The organism is Microbacterium sp. Marseille-Q6965 (assembly GCF_946151065.1).
Taxonomy (GTDB): Bacteria; Actinomycetota; Actinomycetes; order Actinomycetales; family Microbacteriaceae; genus Microbacterium.
The window spans coordinates 1,041,235-1,059,708 of the sequence record NZ_CAMGZA010000001.1 but is presented as its reverse complement, the minus strand read 5'-3'; the positions used below and the strand labels follow the sequence as shown (position 1 = coordinate 1,059,708).

Sequence of the window (18,474 nt, the reverse complement as noted above, 5' to 3'; positions counted from 1 at the left end):
CGGCGGACGAGGGCCTCGCCGGGCCCTGCGGGAGTGAGCGCGCGCTCCGAGTCTCAGCGGGCGCGCAGTGCGCGCCACGCCTGCGCCAGCCGCGACACACCCTCCCGAAGCTCGTGGACCTCCGGCTCCGAGAACGACAGTCGCGCGTGCCCGCGGAACGGTCGTTCGCCCGTCGCCGAGAACCACTCCCCGCGCTGATACGTGACGCCGGCATCCTGCGCCGCCTCGAACAGCTGCGCGAAGTCGAGGTCGCCGCGCAGGCGCGCCCAGGCGAAGAAGCCGCCCTGCGGTGCGTCCACGTCGACATCGTCGCCGAACTCGGTGCGCAGTGCCTCGACGAGCGCGCCCGCCTTCTCGGCGTAGCCCTCACCCGCCGTGCGCAGGGCGGGACCGAACCGGGCGTCGGAGAGGATGCGGGTGACGATCTCCTGCAGCACGGCGCTGCTCTGGCCGTCGAGCCGATTGCGGAGCCGCACGTAGTGCTCCGCGAGAGCGGGGGGCACGACGAGCCACCCCAACCGCAGCCCGGGTCCGAGCGTCTTTGAGAACGTGCCCACCGAGACGACCTGGGGCGACTCCCGCAGCCGTGCACGCCGCGGTACGACGGTGCCGGGGAAGGCGATCTCGCGATACGGGTCGTCTGCGATGATCGTGAACCCGTACTTCTCGGCCAGGTCGACGAGCGCGTCCGCCTTCTGTGCGGACAGCGTGCCTCCGGACGGGTTATGGAAGGTCGGGACGGTGAAGAGCGCCTTCGGGCGCAGACCGGCGCGCAGGCGTGCGGCGAGGGCGTCGACATCGAGGCCGTCGGCGCCGACGGGCACCCCGACCACCGAGGCGCCGACGAGGTCGAGCACGCGGAGGAAGAGGGGATAAACCGGATCGTCGACGACGATGACGTCGCCGCGATCCAGCGTGCCGAGCGCGACGAGCGCCAAACCGTGTGCACCGCCGTTGGTCACCAGCACGCGCTCCGCCTCGACGCCTTCGCGCTCCGCGATCGCCGCGCGCAGCGCCGGCAGGCCGGGGGCCGGCGAGTAGCGCAGCGCGCGCGGGAAGTCGTCACCGGAGAAGAAAGCGGCCGACGCGTCGCGGTACAGCTCGGTGGGGAGCAGCCCCGTCGCGGGGTTGCCGCCGCCGAGGTCGATCGCGCCGGGCGCCAGGCGGATCAGGGTCGCGTCGCCGAATCCCTGTCGAGGGGGAAGGCTCGCCAGCAGCGAGCTGGCGCCGAGCGCGGTGAACATGTCGGAGTCCTTCGTCGTCATGGGCGGTATGCCTCCAGTCTGGGGTCGATGTCGCCGACGAGGTCGCGCGCGGCGAGATCCGCCAGCAGGAGCGCGAGCGTGACGCCGCTGTGGCTGAGCACCACGTACACCCCCGGCGCCACCCAGCCCAGCACCGGATAGCCGTCGGCGGACCGGGGCCGATCGGCGACGTGCACCGACACCGGTTCCGCGTCGCGCACCTCCCCGCCGACGCGGGTGGCCAGCTCGCGGCGCATCTCGGTCCAGATGGTCGCGGCGTCGTCGGCCGACGATGGGCGGGAGCGCAGTCGCTGCTCGACCGCCAGGCTCTGGGCGACCACGAGATCCGGTCTCTCGGGGTGGTCGGGCCGCAGCAGCAGGCCGCGGTCGACGACGACCCGGCCCACCGCTGCGGAGGGGGCGCGCAGGCGCACCGCGAAGCCGCGCGGGCCCCTGGCCGATCCGATGCGGCTGTTCGGCGAGGTCAGTGAGCCGACCAGGGCCGCGGTGCCCGTGCCCGCGGCGATGACCACGGTGTCGGCCACCACCCCCGTGCCCTCGAGGGAGATGCCGGTGCGTGCGCGGCCGAGCCCGAGCACCCGGCCCGTGACCACCGCGCCGGTCGCGCCGACGCGGGCGCGGTGAACGGCGAGGAACCGGTCCACGTCGACGTAGCCGTCCCGCTCGTCCGGTACGCCGTCGACGATGGACCCGGTGGGCACGAACCACGACGCGCCGTGCCGGGCGTGCCACGCGCGGCCCTCGGCGTTGAGCGCTCGGTACGGCTCGGGCATCTTGCCGTGCGCGTTGACCCAGGCGAAGCTCGCGCGCGACGCCGCCGACAGCCCCTCCGACTCGCTGACCTGCGTCACCCGCGCCCCTCGATCCACGAGTGCCGCGGCGATCGCCGATCCGATGACCCCGGCCCCGACGACCGCGACGCGTCCCAGCCGCTCGTGATCCGTCATCCGTCGATGATCCGTCGTGCGAGGCGGTTGCCGACCAGCTGCACGAGCTGCACCAGGGCGATCAGGACGGCGATGACCACGACGATCACGCCGTAGTCGAAGCGCTGGTAGCCGTAGGTGAGAGCGAGATTGCCCAGACCGCCGCCGCCGACGGCGCCCGCCACCGCCGTCGCGTCGATGATCGCGACGAAGATGAATGTCAGCGAGAGCACGAGGGGGCCGAGTGCCTCCCGCGCGACGAAGCCGAACAGGATGTGGAGGGGGCGCGCCCCGACCGCCTTGGCGGCCTCGACGACGCCCGGGTCGACCGCCACGAGGTTCGACTCCGCGACGCGCGCGATGCCGACCGACGCGGCCACCGTGAGGGGCGGGATCGCGGCGGCCGGGCCGATGCTCGTGCCGATCAGCTCGCGCGTGAGCGGAGTCAACGCGATCAGCAGGATGATGAAGGGGATCGGTCGCAGCGTGTTGACGATGAGGTTCAGCGCCGTGTGGGCGACCCTGCTGTGCAGCAGCTGGCCGGGACGCGTGGCGTACAGGAAGATGCCGAGGATCAGTCCGATGATCGCGGCGAGGAAGAACGACGCCGCCACCATGAACAGGGTCTCGAACAGGGCCCGGGCGACCTTCGGCCCGACGACATCGAGATCGATCCACGCGGTCACCATGCGATTACCTCCGTGTGCTCCCCCAGCTGAGCGATGAACCGGTCGACGGCGGCGTCGTCGCCGTGCAGGGCGAGACTCAGCTGCCCGTAGGGCAGCGATCGCACGCGCGCGACCCCGCCCTGAATGATCGCGAAGTCGACCCCGTTCTCGCGGGCGAGCCTCGACAGCAGGGGGCTCTCCGCGGTCGCGGCATCGACGGTCACCGAGATCCGGCGCCCGGTGAACCGCTCCCGCAGCGCATCCTTCTCGCGCTCGGTCAGCGTGGTGCCCGTGTATGAGCCGACGAGCCCCGCCGTGACCGGGTGGCGGGGGCGGGCCAGGATCTGGTGGATGTCGCCCGACTCGACGACGCGCCCCTCGCTGAGGATCGACACACGGTCGGCGAGCGCGCTGACCACATCCATCTCGTGCGTGACGACGACGATCGTGATGCCGAACTCGCGGTTGACCGACCTCAGCAGATCGACGATGCCCGTCGTCGTCTGCGGATCGAGGGCGCTCGTCGCCTCGTCGGAGAGCAGGATGGACGGTCGGGCGGCGATCGCCCGTGCGATGCCGACGCGCTGCTTCTGCCCGCCCGACAGCTGCCGCGGACGAGCGAACGCCTTGCCCTGCAGGCCCACGAAGTCGATGAGCTCGCCGACGCGCCGCGCGATCGCGTCGTCCTTCCACCCGGCGATCTTGAGCGGGGTGGCGATGTTGCCGAACACCGTGCGCGAGTTCCACAGGCTGAACTGCTGGAACACCATCCCGATGCCGTGCCGCAGCGCCCGCAACTCGGAGGGCGCGAGGGCGTGGACGTCGACACCGTCGACGAGGACACGGCCGGCGGTCGGCTTCTCGAGCCCGTTGATCATCCGCAACAGCGTCGACTTGCCCGCGCCCGAGCGCCCGATCAGACCGTAGATCTCCCCGGCCTCGATCGACAGGTCGACGCCGTCGATCGCCGGCGGAGCCGTGGACCTGCCCTTCGAGGGGTACTGCTTGGTGACCGCGGCGAGCCGGATGCGTTCGCTCATGCCTCCGCCTCGCCGACGTGGTCGCGGGTCGCGGGCATCACTGCGCGGTGAGCTCGGAGAGCGCCGCGCGAAGGTCGTCGACCGGAAGCTCCACGATCGTCGCTTCGCCGCGCTTCTCCTCCTCCAAGGCCGCCACGACGCGGTCGTCGCGGTACGTCTTCTCCAGGAGCTCCCACGCGGGGTCGTCGGCGCGGTCGGAGGTGGTGGCGACGACGATGACGTACGGGCTCGACGTGGGGGCCGAGGCGTCCTCGAGCTGAATCGCATCGTCGCTGGTGATGCCGAGAGCCGGGTCGAAGTCGTCCGTCGCGATGACGACCGCATCGATCGTGGGATCGGAGTAGGCGGTCTGCACCGACTCGTGGGCGATGCGGACGAGCTCGATGGAGCGCTCGTTGGCGACGATGTCCTCCTCGACGGGGAACACGCCGGCCTCGGGATCGACCTCGATGAGCCCCGCCGTCTGCAAGATGAACAACGCCCGCGAGAAGTTCGCCGGGTCGTCGGGCACCGCGATGCGCGCGCCCTCAGGGATGTCGGACGCGGACGCGTGGGTTGCGGAGAACAGCCCCCAGGCGCTGATCACCGTGGAGAACACGGGGGTGATGTCGGTGCCGTTCTGCTTGTTGAACTGGCTCAGCCACGCCACGTGTTGGAAGGAGTTGCCGTCGACCTCGCCCTCGACCAGCGCCGTGTTGGGCAGGTAGGGGTCGTCGAAGTTGACGAACGTGAGGTCGAGGCCGTTCTCGCGGCCCACCTCGACGATCGCGTCCTGGAAGTCGCTCTGCGCGGTGTCGGCGATCGTCAGCTCGATGAGCTCGGCGTCGCCCTCTCCCTCGGCGGCCGGCGCCGCGGTCTGCAGCAGCAGCGGGACGGCGATGGCTGCCGCGATCGCGACGACGGCCACGGCGCCGATGACGAGAGAGACGGTGCGGCGCCGCTTGCGCTGCGCAAGTCGCTGTTCGATCTCGCTCTGGCTGGACTGCGAGGGGATGTCGTCGTGGGCCATGGCGTCTCCTGAGGTGCGCGTGCGGTGGGGGCGTCGGGCGGCGTGCCGGCACCGGCCGATGTCCCTGAACGCTAGGCGCGGCGGCCCGGTCCCGCACCTCGTTCGTAAGAGAGCGCAACAGTCGGCCCCGGTGTCCGCTTTGATCGGAAGACGCGGGAGCGGGTGCGATGGCCCTGGCGATACCCGGCGCGGATTCGCGCGGGTGATGGAACGGTGCCCCTGACTGGACTCGAACCAGCGACGCACGGTTTAGGAAACCGACGCTCTATCCACTGAGCTACAGGGGCGTGGATGACCAGCCTAACGCGGAGGAACGGGGGCTTCCCCGAGCGGACGCGGCGAGGGGCGAGCGGAATGGATCCGCTCGCCCCTCACACGCCGTTGTGCCGGTTCAGTTGGCGGCCTCGTACGCCTCCAGCACCGAGGCCGGCACGCGCCCCCGCTCGGAGACGGTGTAGCCGTTGGCCTTCGCCCACTCGCGAACCGGGCCGTAGTCCTTCTGGCCGCCGCGGCGGCGCTGCTGCCGCGGGCTGGCGGATGCGCCGCCCCCGGCGCGGCGACCGGCGGAAATGTAGGGCGCGAGCGCGTCGCGCAGCTTGGCGGCATTCGCCTCGGTCAGGTCGATTTCGTAGCTCTTCCCGTCGACGGCGAAAAGCACGGTCTCGCCTTCCCCGGGTTCGAGAACGGTTCCGTCGATATCGTCGACGAGTTGGTGCACGATTTTACGAGCCATGGGGTCGAGGATAACACTCGGCGCGTCTATTCTGCACAATTCGGAATTGCCCCGACGTGCCGAAATGCAATTCCCCGAGCGGAAATGCGCGGCCCGCGGCGCGGGAATTCCCGGGGCGAGTGCGAATCGACGGCGGTGCCGTCAGGGCAGCAGTCCCGCCCGACGTGCTCGGGCGACGGCGGCATGGCGGGTGGACGCGTCCAGCTTGGACATCGCCGAACCGAGGTAGGCCTTCACGGTGCCCTCGCGCAGGCCGAGCCGCTCCGCGATCTCGGCGTTGGTCGCTCCGAGCGCAACGCACGCCAGCACGTCCGTCTCCCGTCGCGACAGCCGCACCCCCGGCGGCGCGGCGGTGCGGGCGGCGGGCGGAGTCTCGCCCGAAAGCCCGGCCAGGCGGCGCTCGACGTCCTCCAATCGCGCGCGCAGGTCGGGATCGGGCACGGCCGCCGCGATGCGACGCAGTTCGGCGTAGCTCTCGCGTAGCTCCTCGCGCTGCGCGGAGCTGAGCGCGGACGTCGGAGCGGGCGAGGGGGTCTGGGCGATCCTGCGATCGACCTCGTCGCGGATGCGCAGCTCGGTGGCGAGCTCTTCCGCCACGCGCACGGCGGGGGCGGTGGCGACGCCCCCGATGCTCCACCGCCCCCAGGCGCCGCCGTACAGCACGCCGCGGGCGCGACCGCTCACGATCACCGGTACGGCCAGCAGCGTGCCGATCCCCTCGCCGAGGATCCATCGGTCGTAATCGTGGGTGATCTGCGTCGCCGTTCCGTAGTCGCCCGTCATGCGCGGCCGCAGCTCACGCATCGCCCGGCCGCCCAGGCCGCGCTCGATGCGCACGGCGAGCCCGTCGAGGGCCTTCGTCTGGGCGCCGACGACGGTGTCGACGGCGGCGGTGTCGTGCTCGAGGAGACCGCCGAAGGCGATCGGGAAGCGGGTGCGGCGCGCGAGGTCGCGCACCGCCTTGTCCAGCAGGGGGTCGCGCGGGGATGGTGCCTCGGTTCTCACGATGACCTCCGCTTCGGCGGCTTCGTCGCCGCGTCGTCTTCCGGTACGCGGCTCCTACCGACTTTCGGGGGTGACGGCCGGTGCCGCCGCGTTCGTAGCGTCGAAGCTACCATCGGCGACGCCTGCGGCGCGCCGGTCGGCGGCGCACCGACGCGCCGCCGTCACCCGACCATGTGGCAAGGAGGCCTCATGACCGAACCATCGACCGGTGCGAGGAGCACCATCGATTACATCGCGGAGGAGAACTCCCCGCGGTTCCGCGAGCTGAGGCGCGCCCACCGCGGCTTCGTCTTCCCGCTCGCGGCGTTCTTTCTGGTCTGGTACTTCGTGTACGTCCTGCTCGCCGGCTGGGCGCCCGACTTCATGGCGATCAAGGTGTTCGGCCAGGTGAACGTGGGTCTGCTGATCGGCCTGGGGCAGTTCGTCACGACCTTCGCGATCACCATGGCCTACGTCTCGTTCGCGAACCGTCGGCTCGATCCGCAGTCGGCCGCCATCCGTGAGGACCTCGAGAAGCAGGAGGGGCGCGCATGAACGCCGTCCATGCGGCCGTCGAGACGACGCAGGCCGAGAACAACCCGATTCTGAACATCACGATCTTCGGCCTGTTCGTCGCCGTGACGTTGGTGATCGTCATCCGCGCGTCACGGAACAACAAGACGGCGGCCGATTTCTACGCCGGCGGGCGCGCATTCTCCGGCCCGCAGAACGGTTTCGCGATCGCGGGAGATTACCTCTCCGCGGCCTCGTTCCTCGGAATCGTGGGCGCCATCGCCGTGAACGGATACGACGGATTCCTCTATTCGATCGGATTCCTCGTGGCGTGGCTGGTCGCGCTGCTGCTCGTGGCCGAGCTGATGCGCAACACGGGCAAGTTCACGATGGCCGATGTGCTCTCGTTCCGGCTCAAGCAGCGCCCCGTGCGCATGGCCGCCGCGATCTCGACGCTGACCGTGTGCTTCTTCTACCTGCTCGCGCAGATGGCGGGCGCCGGGGGCCTCGTGTCGCTGCTGCTCGGGATCGACGACGAGATCGGTACGGCCGTCGTCGTGACGGTGGTGGGCGTGCTCATGGTCGGCTACGTGCTGATCGGCGGCATGAAGGGAACCACCTGGGTGCAGATCGTCAAGGCGTTCCTGCTCATCGGCGGGGCCATCCTCATGGCGATCTGGGTGCTCGTGATCCATGGGTTCAACTTCAACGACCTGCTCGCGGCGGCGGTGGCGGCCTCGCCCGACGGTGAGGCGACGTTGAACCCGGGCCTGCAGTACACCAACCCGGTCGACTTCCTCTCGCTCGGGCTGGCGCTGGTGCTCGGAACGGCGGGCCTGCCGCACGTGCTGATGCGGTTCTACACGGTGCCGACCGCGAAGGAGGCGCGTCGCTCGGTCGTGTGGGCCATCTGGCTGATCGGCCTGTTCTACCTGCTCACGCTCGTGCTCGGCTACGGCGCGGGCGCGCTCGTGGGCGAGGAGACGATCCTGGGAGCGCCCGGCGGCGTCAACTCCGCCGCGCCGCTGCTGGCGCAGGCGCTCGGCGGTGCCGTGCTGATGGGCATCATCTCGGCCGTCGCCTTCGCCACGATCCTGGCGGTGGTGGCCGGACTCACCATCACGGCGGCGGCGTCGTTCTCGCACGACATCTACAACGGCGTCGTGAAGCGCGGCACGGCAACGGAGGGGCAGGAGCGCAAGGTCGCGAACATCACGATCCTCGTCATCGGCGTGCTCGCCATCCTCGGCGGCATCGCGGTGCTCGGGCAGAACGTGGCGTTCCTGGTGGCGCTGGCCTTCGCGATCGCCGCCTCGGCGAACCTGCCGACCATCCTGTACTCGCTGTTCTGGCGCGGCTTCACCACCCGTGGCGCCGTGTGGAGCATGTACGGCGGACTGGGCACGGCGATCGTCCTCATCGTGCTGTCGCCGGTGTTCTGGGGCACGCCCACGAGCGTGTTCGGGGAGACCGGCGTCGCGATCTGGCCGCTGAGCAACCCGGGCATCGTGTCGATCCCCGTCGGGTTCCTGCTCGGCTGGATCGGCTCGCTCACGTCGAAGGGATCGGAGGATCCGCGCGTGGCGGCCGAGATGGAGGTCCGCTCGCTTACCGGGCACGGCGCCGAGAAGGCGGTGCAGCACTAGGCGGCGCCCGACCGACGCCACGAGGGACCCCGCAGGCCGAGGCGGCCTGCGGGGTCCGCTCGTATGCGGGCGCGTGGAACGGGCGGCCGGAGCCGGGGCATCACGGCGACGCGGTCACCACACGCCGCTCGTACCGCGTCGGTGGCTGCCGAGCAGGTGGGTGTCGACGATCCCGACCGCCTCCATCAGCGCGAACATCGTCGTGGGGCCCACGAAGCGGAATCCGCGGCGCTTCAGCTCGCGCGAGAGCGCCACGGACTCCGGCGACGACGAGGGGATGTCGGCGTAGCTGGCGGGCGCCGGCGTCTCGGCCGGCCGGTAGCTCCAGATCAGCTCGGCCAGCCCGCCGTCGTCCCGCAGCGCGACCGTGGCCCGCGCGTTGCCGACGGTCGCGAGGATCTTCGCACGATTGCGGATGATGCGGGCATCGGCCAGCAGCCGCTCCACGTCGTCCTCCCCGAACGCCGCCACGGCGTCGGGGTCGAACTGTCGGAACACCTCGCGAAAGGCCTCGCGCTTGCGCAGGATGGTCGCCCACGACAGGCCGGACTGGAACGCCTCGAGGCTGAGCCGCTCGAACAGCCCGCGTTCGTCGCGCACCGGCATGCCCCACTCTGTGTCGTAGTAGGCGCGCAGCAGCGGGTCGCGAGACGCCCACACGGGGCGAGCCAGCCCGTCGTCGCCGATCACCAGATCCGTCACGGTCGTGCCCCCTCCGCTTCGCGCCGCGAGGCGTCGCGCTCCAGCTCGACAAGGAATCGCTTGTGCTCGGGGAAGCCCCCGTACTCGCCGAGCCGGCCGTCCGCCCGGACGACGCGGTGCACCGGCACCACGAGCGCGAACGGCGTGTCGCGGCACGCGGTGCCGACGGCGCGGTGGGCCCGGGGCCTTCCCGCCATGGCCGCGACCTCGCCGTACGAGGCGGTCTCGCCGTACGGGATCTCGCGCACGGCCGTCAGCGCTTCGCGCGCGAAACCCGACACGAGCCGCCAATCCAGCGGCACGTCGAACGTGCGCAGCCGGCCGTCGAAGTATGCGGCCAGCTGCGGGGCCAGATCCGCGACGACACCCTCATCCGGCTCGGGCGAGATGCGGTGCTGGTGCGCCAGCGCGCCCAACGCGTGCCCGGGGTCGTCGGCGACACGCACCGCGATGAGACCCTCGGCGGACGCGACCGCGACAACGACGCCCAGCGGGCAGTCGACGGTGCCGAAACGGAACTCCATGCGTCCATCCTGGCGGCCCCCGCCGACACCGCCCAGCCGTGGGCGAGGAGGGGGAGGAGGAATCGGCGCGCCCGGCCTGTGAGCGGGTGCGGCGGCGGTGCGACCGCCGACCAGGGCGCCGCGGCACGCCGCATGAACACGCGTGGAGCGCCAATACCGCGAAACTCCGCGGATCGCAACGTCGATCCGGTGTCCGGTGCGTAGCCTGACTGCGTGTTCCGAGCCAGAACGAGCGCCGCGGCGACCCGCGCCACCGCGGACGTCACCCCAGCGGATCTCGGCGTCGCCGAGCCCGGGGTGCAGGTCGTGCACGCGGCCGACGCCGAGCGCGAGCGGCTGCGCCTGGCCGCCGCCGACCTGGGCGGCCCCTCGCCGCTGCTGCGATACCGCGAGGCCGCCGATTCGGGGATCGACATCACGAAGGCCCACCCCGGCAGCCTGCCGCAGTTCATCACCGGCAAGTCCACGCTGCTGTCGAACCTCTTTCGTGACGAGGTCGCGCTGCGCACCGCACGGCTCGCCGCCGAGCGCATCACGGCGAAGAACATCGAACTGCGCACCGTGCGGGCCATCGACGCGGTGCGCCTGGCCGTGGGGCTGGCGTCGTGGCGCTTGGGCGCCGAGACGTTCACGGCGCCGGTGCTGCTGCGCCCGCTGGCGATCCGCCGCCACCACGCGGACTTCGAGCTGAAGCTGCACGGTTCGTTCACCGTCAACCCGGAGCTCGTGCGCGCGCTGCGCTCGCAGTTCGGCATCGAGCTGGACGGTGCCGCACTCGCGGCGCTGGCGCACTCCGAGGGCGTGTTCAAGCCGCAGCCGGTGATCGACCGGCTGCGGTCGGCCACCTCGCACATCGAGACCTTCACGGTGCGCCCGCGTCTGGTCGTGTCGACCTTCGCCGACGTGGGCGGCGCGATGGCGCGCGACCTCACCACACTGGCGCACCCCGTGCTCGACGCGCTCTCGGGCCATTCCGACGCGCTCGCGGCGTTCCGCGAACAGCGCGACGTGCCGCACGTGCCGAACCCGGACGAGCGCGCCCCGGCCTCCGACACCCTCCTGCTGGACGCCGACGCCGAGCAGGAGCGCGTGCTCGCGCGCATTGCGGCGGGTCAGTCGATCGTCGTCCACACGCTGCCGGGAACCGGCGGCACGCAGACCGTCATCAACGCCGTCGGCGCTCTCGTCCGCGCCGGCCGGCGCGTGCTCGTCGTGAGCCCGCGCCGCTCCACGCTCGACGGCGTGCGTCACCGCCTGGCCGGGGTGGGGCTCGACGGGCTCGCGGTCTCGCCGTCATCGCTTCGGCGCGACCTCATCCGCGCCATCGGCCGCAACGAGAAGGCCGAACAGCCCACCGTCGCCGACATCGACGACGCGCTCGTGCGCCTGCGCACGGTGCTGCGCGACTACCGGCGCGCCCTCGTGCGGCCGCACCCGACGCTCGGCGTGTCGGCCCTCGACGCCACGCGCACCCTGACGAAGCTCGCGTCGCTGCCGCACCCGCCCTCGACAAGCGCGCGCCTCGGTCTGCGCGCCCTCGAGCGGCTCTCGGGCGACCGCTCGGACGCGGCGCGCACCCTCGCGCTCGCCGCGCGACTCGGCGAGTTCCGCGTCGGACCCGACGACTCGCCGTGGTACGGGGTGACGTTCGCCTCGACGCAGGAGGCGAAGGACGCGCACGCGCTCGCCGGACGGCTGCAGAGCGTCGACGTGCCGCAGCTGCTCGAGCGCGGCTACGAGCTCATCTCGCAGACGCGCATGCGTCCGTTCACGACGATCGACGAGCTGGGGGAGTACCTGCGGCTGCTGCACGGCATCCGTGACTCCCTCGACCGGTTCAGCCCCACGGTGTTCGAGCGCCCGCTCGGCGAGCTCATCAAGGCGCACGGGCCGCGGCGCGACTCGGCGACGATGGCCGCCGCCACCCGCCGTCGCCTCAAGAAGCTCGCGCGCGAGTACGTGCGCCCGGGCGGTCACGTGGTCGACATGCACGCGGCGCTCGTGCGCATCCAGCACCAGCGCACGCAGTGGCAGCACCTCGTCGACGTGGGCACCGTGCCCGAGATCCCCATCGGCCTTTCCGACGTGCACGAGGCGTGGAAGCGCGTCGTGGCGGATCTGGAGGAACTCGACCGCGCGCTCGGGCGGGGAACGCGGCTCGCGGCGATGCCCGTGCAGCGACTCGTGCGCACCCTCGGTGGGCTCGCCGCGGAGTCGCAGGTGTTCGACAACATCGTGGAGCGCGCCGAACTGCGCACGCGGCTCGCGGCTCTGGGGCTGGAGCCCCTGCTGACCGAGCTGTCGGTGCGGCACGTCGATGAGGCGCGCGTGGGCGAGGAGCTCGAGTTCGCCTGGTGGCAGTCCGCGCTCGAACACATGCTGCAGGGTGATCGGGCCCTGCTCGGCGCGAACACCTCGGTCGTGGACCGCCTGGAGCGCGACTTCCGGCTCGTGGACGAGGCGCACGCGGCGGCGTCGGGACCCCTGCTCGCCTGGCAGCTCGCCGCCCAGTGGCGGATCGGGATCGTCGACGAGCCGGAGGAGTCCGCAGCGCTGCGCCGCGCCCTGATGCGCGGCGAGGTCGACGCGCCGAGCGTGCTGCGCCAGGCGCCGACACTCATGCGCGTGCTGGCGCCCGTCTGGCTCGCCTCGCCGTACGAGGTGCCCCTCATCCCCGACACCGAGGCCTTCGACGCCGTGATCGTCGCCGACGCCGCGGCCGTCAGCGTGACGGAGGCCGCTCCCGCCATCCGCAGGGCACGCCAGGTGGTGGCGTTCGGCGACCCGGTGACCCAGCGGCCGACGCCCTTCGTCGTGCAGACCGGTGCCGAGCCGGAGGACGGCTCGGTGTTCGACGGCACCAGCCTCTTCGAGAGCCTCGCCGAGATCGTGCCCCTCGAGACCCTGACGCGCAGCTACCGCGCGGGCGGCGAAGACCTGGCGGCGCTGGTGAACGACGCGTTCTACGGCGGCGAGATCGTCTCGCTGCCGTGGGCCGGCTCCTACCTCGGCCGCGGCAGCCTGACCGTCGACTACGTGGAGGGCGGCAACGGCACGCCCGACCCCGTCACGGGCACGGTGGAGAGCCCCGACCCCGAGGTCAACCGCGTCGTCTCGCTCGTCGTAGAGCACGCCGTGAACCGCCCGAACGAGTCGCTCATGGTGGTGAGCGTCAGTCGCCGCCACGCCGACCGTGTGCGCGCGGCGATCAACGAGGCCTTCGCGGGCCGCAGCGACGTGGCCGACTTCGTCTCGCGCGACACGGCGGAGCCGCTCGCCGTGCTCACGCTCGAGGAGGCCGCCGCCGAGAGCCGCGACCGCGTCATCCTCACGCTCGGGTACGGCCTCACCAAGCACGGGCGCGTGCTCAGCGACTTCGGAGACCTGTCGACGCCCGACGGAGAGCGCCTGCTGACGATCGGCATGACGCGCGCCCGCCGCTCGATGGTGATCGTGTCGTCGATCCGGCCCTCGTCGTTCGACGACGGGCGACTGCAGCACGGCGCCGCGACCTTCATGGGCATTCTGAGCGGGATCGCGACGCGGGGTCGCGAGGCGCGGCTCGAGGACCTGGCCGACCCGCTCACCCTGGCGCTGGCGCGCGAGCTGCGCCGCCTCGGCGTCGCGGTCGACGTGGATTACCGCGGGCTGCTGCCGCTCGTCGCGCAGCACGGCGGCAAGGCCGTGGTCGTCGAGTCCGATCCCGAGTCGCGCGGCGAGTCGCTGCGGGAGTCCCTGCGCCTGCGACCGCACGTGCTGCGGCGCCTCGGTTGGCATTACGTGCGGGTGCACGCGTTCGACCTCTACAGCGATCCGGCCGCCGTCGCGGCGCGTATTGCCACCGTGCTCGGGGTGTCGCAGGACACCCCGAGGGCCGAGGCCGACACCCAGCCGCTGACCCTATCCTGACCCGGTGAGCGGATCGGACGCCGCCGATCGGCGGCAGCGCGTGGAGCGCGTGCGCGGCGCGCGGCGTGCGCGGCTGACCCGCGTCGAGGGCACCCTGTCGGATTCCGACGCCGAGTCGACGCTGCGCGGTGGGGAGCAGGGCCCGCTGTCGGCGGGGGAGCGCGGCCCGAACGACGACCGCCTGCGCCGCGACCGGCCGCCCCACTGGTGAGTCGCCGGGCGAGAGGGTCCCGTCGCGCCGCCGCCCCGGCCCTGCCGGCCCGCGCTCAGGCCTGCTGCTTCGCCAGCAGATCCCGGATCTGGATGAGCAGCTCCTCCTGCGTGGGGGCGGGCGCCTCCTCCACGACGCCGGCGCGAGCGGCCCGACGCTCGGCGAGCTTGTTCATCGGCATGACGAGCACGAGGTACACCACGAGCGCGATCGCCAGGAAGTTGATCACGGCGGAGATGATGCCGCCGATGCCGAAGTTCACCTCGTCGAACAGCCCGGGGAACGTGATGACCCAGCTCTCCAGGTTGCCGCTCGGCACGAAGGCGCCGATGAGCGGATTGATGAGGTGATCGACGAGCGCGGTCACGATGGCGCCGAACGCGCCGCCGATCACCACGGCGACCGCCAGCTCGACCACGTTGCCGCGCATGATGAAGTTCTTGAACCCCTGCAGCATGTCTTGCCTCCCCTCCCGGCGCTCTCGTCCGGGTCGGTGAGCGCCGGTCAGGATGCTGCCGGCGCCGGAGCGGACGCTCCGGAAGACGATGATGCCGGGGACGAGCCGCTCGCGCCAGACGCCGCGCGCGAGTCGGTGCGGTAGAAGCCGGATCCGTTGAACGTGACACCGATCGATCCGTACTGCTTGCGCAGCGGACCGCCGCACTCGGGGCACTCGGTCAGCGAAGGATCACTGAACGACTGGACGGCGTCGAAGGCGTGCCCGCAGGACTTGCAGGCGTAGGCGTACGTGGGCATGCGTCCTCGCAGAGATGACCGGATCAGCGACGCTCGCGCGGGAATGCGAGCGTCCGGGTGGGGGTCACGACGCCGGAGACCGGCTGGTCGTGCACTTCGCGGGGGACCCGCTCCACCAACTCAGAATCATAGATCACCGCGTAGACGGGCGGCCGGTTCTCCATCGAGCCGAGCGTCTTGTCGTAGTAGCCGCGCCCCCACCCCAGGCGCCACCGCCCACGTCGATCGCGGCGGCGGGGATGATCATCAGGTCGACGTCGTTCACGGCGATGGACCCCAGCACCTCGCCGACGGGTTCGGGCACGCCGAGGGCGCCCACCACCTCGCCGCCGTCCGGCGAGGCGACGGCCCAGTCCAGCAGGCCGTCCTCGCGTGTGACGGGAAGGAGCACCCTCAGTCCGTGCTCAAGCGCGGCGGCGAGGAAGCCTCGCGTGCCGGGCTCGGTGGGGGAGGAGAGGTAGCACGCGATCGACGTGGCGCCCTGCTCGGCGACGAGCGCGTCCAGCTGCTGCGCGATCCCGGCCGCCGCCGCATCGCGCTGCGCCTCGGACAGCAGCTGCCGCCGCTCGCGGAACTCGGCGCGTAGCGCGCGCTTCTCGTGCTCGACGGGGTCCGTCATGCCGCGAGTCTACGACGCGGCGTCGGCCGCGATTCCCCGGCATGCCGCCGAGCCGGTGAGCCCGCCCTCTTCTCTCGGGGACGATCCCCTAGGGTTATGGCATGGAACCCGCGAAGATCAAGGCGGTGATGCCTGTCGCAGGACTGGGCACCCGCTTCCTCCCGGCGACGAAGGCCACGCCCAAGGAGATGCTGCCCGTCGTCGACAAGCCCGCGATCCAGTACGTCGTCGAGGAGGCCGTCGCCGCCGGCATCCGCGACGTCCTGATGATCATCGGGCGGAACAAGAACGCCATCGCCAACCACTTCGACTCGGTGCCGGAGCTCGAGGAGAAGCTCGAAGAGAAGGGCGACGAGGCCAAGCTGGGCCGCGTTCGCGCCTCGAGCGACCTCGCCGACGTCCACATGCTGCGCCAGGGCGAGCCCAAGGGCCTCGGCCACGCCGTTCACCGCGCGCAGGCGCACGTGGGCGACTCGGCCTTCGCCGTGATGCTCGGTGACGACCTCATCGACGAGCGCGACCCGCTGCTGCCCAAGATGATCGAGGTGCACGAGCAGCGTCAGGCGATGGTCGTCGCCCTCATGGAGGTCGACCCCGAGCACATCCACATGTACGGCTGCGCCTCCGTCGAGGCCACCGACGATCCCGACGTGGTGAAGGTGCTCGACCTGGTCGAGAAGCCCGCGAAGGAGGACGCCCCGTCCAACCTCGCGATCATCGGCCGCTACCTGCTCACGCCCGCCATCTTCCCGGTGCTCGAGCACACCCAGCCGGGCAAGGGCGGGGAGATCCAGCTGACCGACGCGCTCAAGGAGGTCGCGGCGGACCCGGAGAAGGTGGACGTGTACGGCGTCGTGTTCCGCGGCCGTCGCTACGACACCGGCGATAAGCTCGACTACATCAAGGCGATCATGCGCCTCGCCGCTGACCGCGACGACCTCGGTCCCGAGCTTCGTCCGTGGATCAAGGAGTTCGCGGCGACGCTGTAGACGCGCCAGAACGGGGGAGCCGGATGGACGCTCAGCACGCGCGACAGCACGGGCCGATCGCCATCCGGCTCATCCGTCCCCGCGACGCCCGCACCCTGCAGCACGAGCTGCTCACGAACCGCTCCTGGCTGCGGCCGTGGGAGGCGACGAACCCCCACGGGGCGGTCTCGCTCGACATGCGGTTCGCCATCCGGCGGCTGCTGCAGCAGTACAAGGACGGTGCGGGCGTGCCGCTCGTCATGGAACACGAGGGGCAGGTCGCGGGCCAGCTCAACGTGTGGGGGATCGCGCGCGGGTCGCTCGAGTCCGCGACGATCGGCTACTGGGTGAGCGAGCGCTTCGCCGGGCTCGGGATCACGCCCACATGCGTGGCCATGGCCACCGACATGTGCTTCGAGGAGCTCGGGCTGCACCGGATGGAGATCTGCATCCGCCCCGAGAACGACGCGAGCCTGCGCGTCGTGCAGAAGCTGGGGTTCCGCTACGAGGGCCTGCGTCGCCGCTACATCCACATCGACGGCGACTGGCGCGACCACTACGCCTTCGCCCTCGTGCGCGAGGATGTGCCGGAAGGCGTGCTGAACCGCTGGGTGGCGGGGCGCGCGCCGGTCGACGCCGCGGTGATCCCGCCCGCGGATCGCCTGAGCAGCTGACCGCTCGCGGGCTCCGCGCCCGTTCCCGGACGCGACGATCGCGCGACTTTGCCTCCTCGCCGTGTCTCTCTGCAAGACACACGCTCGCGCTTCACGGCCGATCCGCGTGCCGTCGCCTACCGTTGCGAGCATGGATGGGGGCCAGGTACTGGGCGGCGGCGTGATCGTCTTCGTCGCCGTCGCGCTCTGGCTCGTCTATCTCCTGCCGACGCTCATCCATCGCGCGCGTTACGACGCGGCCGAGCGCAACGCGGTGCGCCTCTCGCGCGCCCTGCGGGTGCTGGCCGAGACCGCGGAGGCGCCCGAGGAGGTGCGTGTCGAGCTCACGGCGCGGCAGGCGCACCTGCAGCAGAAGATCGCTCGCCGGGCGCAAGCCGAGGCGGAGCGCCTGCAGCGGGAGCGCGAACGGATCGCGGCCGAGGAGCAGCGCCTCGAGCGAGAGCGTGAACGACAGGAGCTGGAGCGGCGCCGCCGCTCGCTGGCCGAGGCGCAGCGGGCGCTGCACGCCGGGCGCCGCAGGGCCAAGGCTCGCCGCGTCGTGCGTCTGGCAGCCCTCACGAGCGTGCTGGCGGGCCTGGCGCTGACCGGGTGGGGTCTGGCGGCGTTCGCCCAGGGTCCGTGGCTGCTGCTCGGCGGTCTTGCCCTGGCGACCATCGGTGTCGCCGCGCTCAACCGCATGGCGCGTGTCGCGCGGCGCTCCCGTCCGGTGCCCGTGCCGGCCCCGGCGCCCGTGCGCCGTTCCGAGGCCGCACCGCAGCTGATCGACGCCAAGGACCGCGGCTGGACGCCGAGGCCGCTCCCCGTCCCGCTCGTCGCCACGGCGGGGTCTCGCGCCGCAACGGCCGTGGCCGCGCAGGGCGCGCGGGAGGCGCTGCTGCAGGCCGCCCGCGAGGAGGCCATGCGCGCGCGGGTCGAGGAGCCACTGCCCGCACCCGTGCCGATCGCCGACGCGCGCCCCGCGGCCGCGACTGGGCCCGCACGCGCAGCGGCCGAGTCGCCGTACGCGCGGATGGGGATCGTGGACGACGCGGAGATCGAGGACCACGTCCGCCGCCTGCTGCAACGCCGTGCGGTCGGCTGAATCGGCGCTCACGCGACGCGCGCGGCGCGCCACGTGGACGGAGTGACCCTCCGGATCTGGTAACGTATCTGAGGTTCACGGGCCCATGGCGCAGTTGGTAGCGCGTCTCGTTCGCAATGAGAAGGTCGGGGGTTCGAATCCCCCTGGGTCCACCAGAAAAGAACGGGCACGTCCGCGAGGGCGTGCCCGTTCTTCGTGTAGTGGGCGGCGCGACGGGGTCCCGGTGGGTGCACCGGGAGCAAGCCC

General features: G+C 71.8%; 18 protein-coding genes, 2 tRNA genes and 1 pseudogene. 8 read left to right on the top strand and 13 right to left on the bottom strand.

Annotation, left to right across the window (positions count from 1 at the left end; translation table 11 throughout):
• Window positions 1–53: 53 nt before the first annotated feature.
• The 8 genes from N8N77_RS05120 to N8N77_RS05085 form a co-directional block, all read right to left on the bottom strand.
• Window positions 54–1,265: a PLP-dependent aminotransferase family protein gene (locus tag N8N77_RS05120; protein ID WP_261165146.1), complete on the bottom strand. Its 1,212-nt coding sequence runs from the start codon at window positions 1,263–1,265 to the stop codon at window positions 54–56.
• Window positions 1,262–2,212: an FAD-dependent oxidoreductase gene (locus N8N77_RS05115; protein ID WP_261165144.1), complete on the bottom strand. Its 951-nt coding sequence runs from the start codon at window positions 2,210–2,212 to the stop codon at window positions 1,262–1,264. Before N8N77_RS05115 ends, N8N77_RS05120 begins: the two co-directional genes overlap by 4 nt.
• On the bottom strand, window positions 2,209–2,880 hold the full coding sequence (locus N8N77_RS05110; protein ID WP_261165142.1) for a methionine ABC transporter permease: 672 nt from the start codon (window positions 2,878–2,880) through the stop codon (window positions 2,209–2,211). The genes N8N77_RS05115 and N8N77_RS05110 overlap by 4 nt, the downstream gene beginning before the upstream one ends.
• Window positions 2,874–3,899 carry a methionine ABC transporter ATP-binding protein gene (locus tag N8N77_RS05105; RefSeq protein WP_261165141.1) on the bottom strand — a complete coding sequence of 342 codons (1,026 nt, stop codon included), beginning with the start codon at window positions 3,897–3,899 and terminating at the stop codon, window positions 2,874–2,876. The genes N8N77_RS05110 and N8N77_RS05105 overlap by 7 nt, the downstream gene beginning before the upstream one ends.
• A gap of 37 nt (window positions 3,900–3,936) precedes the next feature.
• On the bottom strand, window positions 3,937–4,908 hold the full coding sequence (locus N8N77_RS05100) for a MetQ/NlpA family ABC transporter substrate-binding protein (RefSeq protein WP_261165140.1): 972 nt from the start codon (window positions 4,906–4,908) through the stop codon (window positions 3,937–3,939).
• A 214-nt stretch (window positions 4,909–5,122) separates the two neighbouring features.
• Window positions 5,123–5,195 (bottom strand) — tRNA-Arg (locus N8N77_RS05095).
• A 104-nt stretch (window positions 5,196–5,299) separates the two neighbouring features.
• Window positions 5,300–5,641: an Lsr2 family protein gene (locus N8N77_RS05090; RefSeq protein ID WP_261165139.1), complete on the bottom strand. Its 342-nt coding sequence runs from the start codon at window positions 5,639–5,641 to the stop codon at window positions 5,300–5,302.
• 141 nt (window positions 5,642–5,782) lie between these two features.
• On the bottom strand, window positions 5,783–6,646 hold the full coding sequence (locus tag N8N77_RS05085; RefSeq protein ID WP_261165138.1) for a LuxR C-terminal-related transcriptional regulator: 864 nt from the start codon (window positions 6,644–6,646) through the stop codon (window positions 5,783–5,785).
• Between the two features lie 189 nt (window positions 6,647–6,835).
• On the opposite strand from N8N77_RS05085, the gene N8N77_RS05080 reads away from it, so the two are divergent.
• Together N8N77_RS05080 and N8N77_RS05075 are read left to right on the top strand one after the other, a co-directional pair.
• Window positions 6,836–7,180 carry a DUF485 domain-containing protein gene (locus N8N77_RS05080; protein WP_261165136.1) on the top strand — a complete coding sequence of 115 codons (345 nt, stop codon included), beginning with the start codon at window positions 6,836–6,838 and terminating at the stop codon, window positions 7,178–7,180.
• Complete coding sequence (locus N8N77_RS05075; protein ID WP_261165135.1) at window positions 7,177–8,784, top strand: cation acetate symporter; 1,608 nt, start codon at window positions 7,177–7,179, stop codon at window positions 8,782–8,784. The genes N8N77_RS05080 and N8N77_RS05075 overlap by 4 nt, the downstream gene beginning before the upstream one ends.
• Before the next feature lie 114 nt (window positions 8,785–8,898).
• Here the strand turns inward: N8N77_RS05075 and N8N77_RS05070 are convergent, their stop codons facing one another.
• Together N8N77_RS05070 and N8N77_RS05065 are read right to left on the bottom strand one after the other, a co-directional pair.
• The gene (locus tag N8N77_RS05070; protein WP_314732511.1) at window positions 8,899–9,486 is read right to left on the bottom strand and encodes a DNA-3-methyladenine glycosylase I; all 588 of its coding nucleotides are present in this window, start codon (window positions 9,484–9,486) and stop codon (window positions 8,899–8,901) included.
• Window positions 9,483–10,010, bottom strand: a complete 528-nt coding sequence (locus N8N77_RS05065) for a methylated-DNA--[protein]-cysteine S-methyltransferase (protein WP_261165133.1) — start codon at window positions 10,008–10,010, stop codon at window positions 9,483–9,485. Before N8N77_RS05065 ends, N8N77_RS05070 begins: the two co-directional genes overlap by 4 nt.
• Window positions 10,011–10,223: 213 nt before the next feature.
• On the opposite strand from N8N77_RS05065, the gene N8N77_RS05060 reads away from it, so the two are divergent.
• Together N8N77_RS05060 and N8N77_RS05055 are read left to right on the top strand one after the other, a co-directional pair.
• The gene (locus N8N77_RS05060) at window positions 10,224–13,919 is read left to right on the top strand and encodes an AAA family ATPase (RefSeq protein ID WP_261165132.1); all 3,696 of its coding nucleotides are present in this window, start codon (window positions 10,224–10,226) and stop codon (window positions 13,917–13,919) included.
• Between the two features lie 4 nt (window positions 13,920–13,923).
• A complete protein-coding gene (locus tag N8N77_RS05055) occupies window positions 13,924–14,130 on the top strand; it encodes a hypothetical protein (protein WP_261165131.1) in 207 nt (68 codons plus the stop codon).
• A gap of 55 nt (window positions 14,131–14,185) precedes the next feature.
• Here the strand turns inward: N8N77_RS05055 and mscL are convergent, their stop codons facing one another.
• From mscL to N8N77_RS05040, 3 genes and pseudogenes are all read right to left on the bottom strand, one after another.
• Window positions 14,186–14,587 carry a large conductance mechanosensitive channel protein MscL gene (gene mscL, locus N8N77_RS05050; protein ID WP_261165129.1) on the bottom strand — a complete coding sequence of 134 codons (402 nt, stop codon included), beginning with the start codon at window positions 14,585–14,587 and terminating at the stop codon, window positions 14,186–14,188.
• Window positions 14,588–14,634: 47 nt separating this feature from the next.
• Window positions 14,635–14,886 carry an FmdB family zinc ribbon protein gene (locus N8N77_RS05045; RefSeq protein WP_261165127.1) on the bottom strand — a complete coding sequence of 84 codons (252 nt, stop codon included), beginning with the start codon at window positions 14,884–14,886 and terminating at the stop codon, window positions 14,635–14,637.
• Window positions 14,887–14,909: 23 nt separating this feature from the next.
• Window positions 14,910–15,505: pseudogene (locus tag N8N77_RS05040) on the bottom strand (5-formyltetrahydrofolate cyclo-ligase).
• A gap of 101 nt (window positions 15,506–15,606) precedes the next feature.
• Between N8N77_RS05040 and galU the strand changes: the two are divergent.
• The 4 genes from galU to N8N77_RS05020 all read left to right on the top strand — a co-directional run bounded on the left by galU (window position 15,607) and on the right by N8N77_RS05020 (window position 18,383).
• Window positions 15,607–16,494, top strand: coding sequence for a UTP--glucose-1-phosphate uridylyltransferase GalU (galU, locus tag N8N77_RS05035; protein ID WP_261165126.1), 888 nt, complete (start codon window positions 15,607–15,609; stop codon window positions 16,492–16,494).
• Window positions 16,495–16,517: 23 nt separating this feature from the next.
• Entirely contained in the window at window positions 16,518–17,147 is a 630-nt protein-coding gene (locus N8N77_RS05030; RefSeq protein WP_261165124.1) for a GNAT family N-acetyltransferase, read from the top strand.
• 130 nt (window positions 17,148–17,277) lie between these two features.
• Entirely contained in the window at window positions 17,278–18,228 is a 951-nt protein-coding gene (locus N8N77_RS05025; protein ID WP_261165122.1) for a large exoprotein, read from the top strand.
• A 79-nt stretch (window positions 18,229–18,307) separates the two neighbouring features.
• Window positions 18,308–18,383, top strand: a tRNA-Ala gene (locus N8N77_RS05020).
• The last annotated feature ends 91 nt before the right edge of the window (window positions 18,384–18,474 follow it).